At 59.1% G+C, this 4,484-nt stretch carries 5 protein-coding genes; all 5 read left to right on the forward strand.

The genetic code is table 11. The annotated features are described in order from the left end of the window. On the forward strand, positions 1-1,575 hold a 1,575-nt coding region (locus RUW20_RS18875), incomplete at its 5' end, for a terminase gpA endonuclease subunit (protein WP_313953764.1). Continuing rightward, complete coding sequence (locus RUW20_RS18880) at positions 1,562-1,810, forward strand: hypothetical protein (RefSeq protein ID WP_313953765.1); 249 nt, start codon at positions 1,562-1,564, stop codon at positions 1,808-1,810. The genes RUW20_RS18875 and RUW20_RS18880, both read left to right, overlap by 14 nt. Before the next feature lie 84 nt (positions 1,811-1,894). Further along, positions 1,895-2,101 (forward strand): phage head-tail joining protein, encoded by a 207-nt coding sequence (locus RUW20_RS18885; protein WP_313953766.1) that lies wholly within the window; start codon positions 1,895-1,897, stop codon positions 2,099-2,101. Next, complete coding sequence (locus RUW20_RS18890) at positions 2,098-4,017, forward strand: phage portal protein (RefSeq protein WP_313953767.1); 1,920 nt, start codon at positions 2,098-2,100, stop codon at positions 4,015-4,017. Before RUW20_RS18885 ends, RUW20_RS18890 begins: the two co-directional genes overlap by 4 nt. A gap of 12 nt (positions 4,018-4,029) precedes the next feature. After that, on the forward strand, positions 4,030-4,484 hold a 455-nt coding region (locus tag RUW20_RS18895; protein ID WP_313953768.1), incomplete at its 3' end, for a hypothetical protein.

Below are 4,484 nucleotides of genomic sequence, written 5' to 3' on the forward strand. Positions count from 1 at the left end.
CACGCACCCGCTCCGGTGATGGTACTCATGCCGACACTTGACGCCCGCGACGCATGGAAAGCTCAGAAGCTCAACCCGCTGCTGCTGGAGACGCCTGTTATCCGCGACTTGCTCGGCGGCCAGCGCTCGCGTGATTCTGCTAACTCCAAAGACATGATCGACTTCCCAGGCGGCGTCTTGTTTTTGTCCGGAGGCAACTCGCCCAACAGCTACGCACAGCGCTCCGTCCGCTACCTCATCATGGACGACCTTGACCGCTTTCCCGGAGAGGTTGGCGAGGAAGGCGACCCGGTATCCCTTGCGAAAGGACGCACCAAGTCATTTGCCCGCCCGAAGCGGCTCTATATAAGCACTCCGACCGTGAAAGACGAAAGCCTGATCGAGCGCGGCTATCTGGAGTCGGACCAGCGGCGCTATTTTGTGCCGTGTCCGCGATGCGGAGAGATTCAGGCGCTCGAATGGGGCGGCAGCGACGCGGCGCACGGCATCAAATGGCGAGGCGAAGGCGAAAACCTCGAAGCGTATTATGTGTGCATCGCCTGCAATGGCGAAATCTACGAACACAACAAGCCGGCGATGCTTTCAGCGGGCCGTTGGATATCCGGAAACCCGGAGCGCAGCACGCGGGGCTATCACATCAGCGCCCTCTATGCCCCAATTGGCCTCGGTCCATCATGGTCTGATCTAGTCAAGGAGTGGCTGACCGCAGTCAAATCAACATCAACGCTGCGGACATTCGTCAATACCCACCTTGGCGAAGTCTGGGAAGAACGTGGCGATCAGATAGACGCTACCGGCCTGATAACCAGGCTCGAAGAATACGACGAAAAGCCAAAAGCGCTTGCCCGCACCGCAGGCGTCGACGTACAGAAGGACCGGATTGAGGTCACCGTGGTCGATTGGGGAGACGGCGAAGAGGCGTGGACCATGGATCACATCATCATTCCCGGCGACACGGCACAGCCTGACGTGTGGATGCAACTCGACGGAGAATTGCGGTTCTGGGCGCCGGAAGTTGTCGCAATAGACAGCGGCTACAACACCAGCATGGTTTACGCCTTCTGCGAGCCGCGCCGATGGGCCGTAGCAGTCAAGGGTCGGGCCGGGCCGAACGTGCCGATTGTTGAAAATGAGAAAGCCCGTCGCCAGCGCCTGCGCGGACAGATCAAGCGGGGATTGACGGTGCATCTAATCGGCGACGATCAGGCAAAGGCGCTGATCTACAGCCGCCTGAAGATCATCACGCCCGGACCGGCGTATATACACTTCCCGAGCGATGCCAGCTTTGATGACGAATACTTCGCACAGCTCACCGCAGAAAAGCTGGTGACGAAGATGCGTGGCACCCGCCCCTACGCCGAGTGGGTGCAGACGCGCCCACGCAACGAAGCCTTGGACTGTTGGAAATACGCTCTGGCAGCCCTACGCCTGTCAGGAATCAACCTCGAATTGCGGGCTGCTGCAACTGTTTCAGAATCCGCGAGCGGCAAGAATTCGCCATCCGTACCGACAAACCTGCTCGCGTCCCGTGCGGCAGAACTCAATGAAAGGATTCGCGCCCGTGCAAGAAGATGACTTTATCGTGTCCGTTATCGACACTGTTTCGGAACACGTGACAATCCCCAAGCCCAAGCGCGCCGATATCGACAGATCACTGCGCCTGAATTGGGGTGGCATGCCAGTGTACATTGCCGTGCGCTCGCCGATGTTGCGAAAAGAAATCCGGGAGGCCGTTGGAACATACGAGGAAATCGCCAAGCGTTTCAGCGTCAACAAAACGACTGTCTGGCGAATCCGTAAAGGTCGATAGTTGCAATTCTTCGTGTATTTGCAATCGCCACATTGGCCACAATCACGACGGGCAGTACCTGGCGCATCGGAATAACGGGAAACAATGGCATATACCACGACACAGCTCGCGGCGATTGAGGCTGCAATCGCGACGGGTGAATTAACCGTCGAAATAGATAACCGGCGCGTCACCTATCGCTCTATCAGCGATTTGCTAAAGGCCAAGCGCGAAATAGAAGCCGGCTTGATTGCCGCTGCGACGATCGCGACGCCGGTCACACAGAGCTATGTTCAGCGGGTGCGGAATTGAACGCACTCGACAAACTGATCACCCTGTTCAGCCCGGAAGCCGGGTTGAAACGCCAGGTTGCCCGTGCTGCGATACAGCGCGCCGGCGCCCGTGCTGCGGACTCGCTGAACCTTCGAGCCTACGAAGGCGCGAAGACTGGCCGACGCACCGGAGGCTGGATCACCGGAGCCACGAGCGCGGATGCCGAAGTCGCTAGCAGCGCTGTCAAGCTGCGGGATCGCACCCGCTCACTGTGCCGGGACAACCCATACGCCAGCCGCGCCCGTGATGTGTACGTCGCGAATGTGGTTGGCACGGGAATCACCGTCAAGGCTGGCAGCGCGAAGGAAGCATTCGAGCAGTGGACCACAGAATGCGACGCCGATGGCATGCTGGACTTCTACGGCCTACAGGCCCTCGTTATGCGCTGCGTTTTCGAGTCTGGCGAATGCCTGATTCGCTACCGGGAACGCCGGCCAGAAGATGGGCTACTTGTCCCGCTGCAATTGCAGGTGCTTGAGCCGGACTATCTCGACGCCACCAAGACGGGAGCCGTCAACGGCGGCGGCTGGTTGATATCTGGGATTGAATACAACGCCATCGGCCAGCGCGTTGCCTATCACCTCCACAACCAGCACCCTGGCGACGTGGCGAACAGATCGAAGCCGCTGGAATCGAAACGGATCCCGGCCGATCAGGTATTGCATATCTTCGAGCGGTTGCGCCCCGGACAGTCTCGCGGCGTGCCGCGAATGTCCAGCATCCTGCTCAAGATGCGGGACCTTGACGACTACGAAGAGGCCGAGCTAGTCCGCAAGGGAATCGAGTCTTGTTTCTCGGCGATTGTCACCACCGAAGACAATGGCGTCAGCCTCTCCGAAGGCACAACTGATATCAACGGGAACAGGATCGAAACGCTTGGGGCTGGGCTGATCCAGTATCTCAAGCCAGGGCAGGATATCCGCTTCGGTGCGCCGGCCAATGGCGGCGATTACGGCGCATATACCAAGACGCAGCTACGGGCGATTGCTTCGGGCATCGGGATCACTTACGAGCAAATGACTGGCGATCTGTCGGACGTGAATTACTCCTCAATTCGCGCCGGCCTCGTTGAATTTTACAAGACGGTCGACATGCTCCAGTGGCATGTGCTGGTCCCGATGATGTTGGCGCCGATCTGGAAACGCTGGGCAGAGACTGCATTCGCCGTCAAGGCTATCCGCACCCCTGCGCCGGCCATGGCCAAGTGGACTCCCCCGCGTCGGCAGTGGGTTGACCCGCTCAAAGACGTCAACGCGGCGCGTGCGGAAATTTCTGCTGGCATCACCAGCATTTCCGAAACCATCCGCGCTAGGGGCGAAGATCCTGACAAAATCTTCGCCGAGATTGCCGACGAGCGGAAACATCTTGAAACGCTCGGGATAACAGTCGACGTCATCGCCGTGCCGCCAGTCTCACCCGTTGATACTGCCGACGCCAGCGCCGACACGCAGGCCAACGGCAAAGCGCTTGCCGAGATTGAACACCAGCGTGAAATCGCCGAAATCATGCAACGCCATCAAGAGCAGAACTCGGCGCGGCTTGAGGCGGGCGTATCGGCAATTGCTGCGGCGGTGCGTGAGCAACCCTCCCACGTCATCAATGTGGCGGCCCCGATTGTCAATGTCGCACCGGCAGATGTTCGCGTCGACAACATCATCCCGGAGCAGCCCGCCCCGGTTGTCAATGTCGCCGCGCCTGCGGTACGAGTCGATAACCACGCCCCGGCCAATCCTGCTCCGGTCGTCAATGTCGCACAGCCGAATATCACCGTCGAAAATACCGTGATGCCGGCATCTGTCGAATTGACGCTCCCGGCACGCAAGACGGAAACAACCATCATTCGCGACAAGGCAGGAAACATTGCCCACGCCACCCAGATCGAAGAAGACGCCTAAAAAGGAAACCCAATGGCCGCAACAGTACAGCTAGTCGAAAAAAACGGAGCCGGTGGAACACAGACGGACAAGACGAGCGGGAATATCAGATTCAAGAATGCCGACAACAGCACCGTCGACACAAGCAATCCCATGGTGAAACCAGGCGCCGGCGTCGACTACTCGTTCGAGAAGTGGCTGCGAATGAACGTGTCTGGCGGCACCTACACAGAGATCACCAACGTCAAGGTCTATATGGACGGCGCGAATGGGCTTGGAACTGGCGTTACACTCTATGCCAAAGCAGTCACCGCCTATGCCACGCCGGCAGAAGCCACCGCGACGGCGGGCTATGCCGACGCATTCACGTACACCAGCGGATCCCCGCTTACCCTCGGTGCCGGCCCCTACACCAGCACCGGCGAGAAGGCTGATCACTGCGTCATGATGCTGACGGTAGGGACGACCGCATCTGGTGGAATCACGCC

It is taken from the genome of Accumulibacter sp. (assembly GCF_032229525.1).
GTDB lineage: Bacteria > Pseudomonadota > Gammaproteobacteria > Burkholderiales > Rhodocyclaceae > Accumulibacter.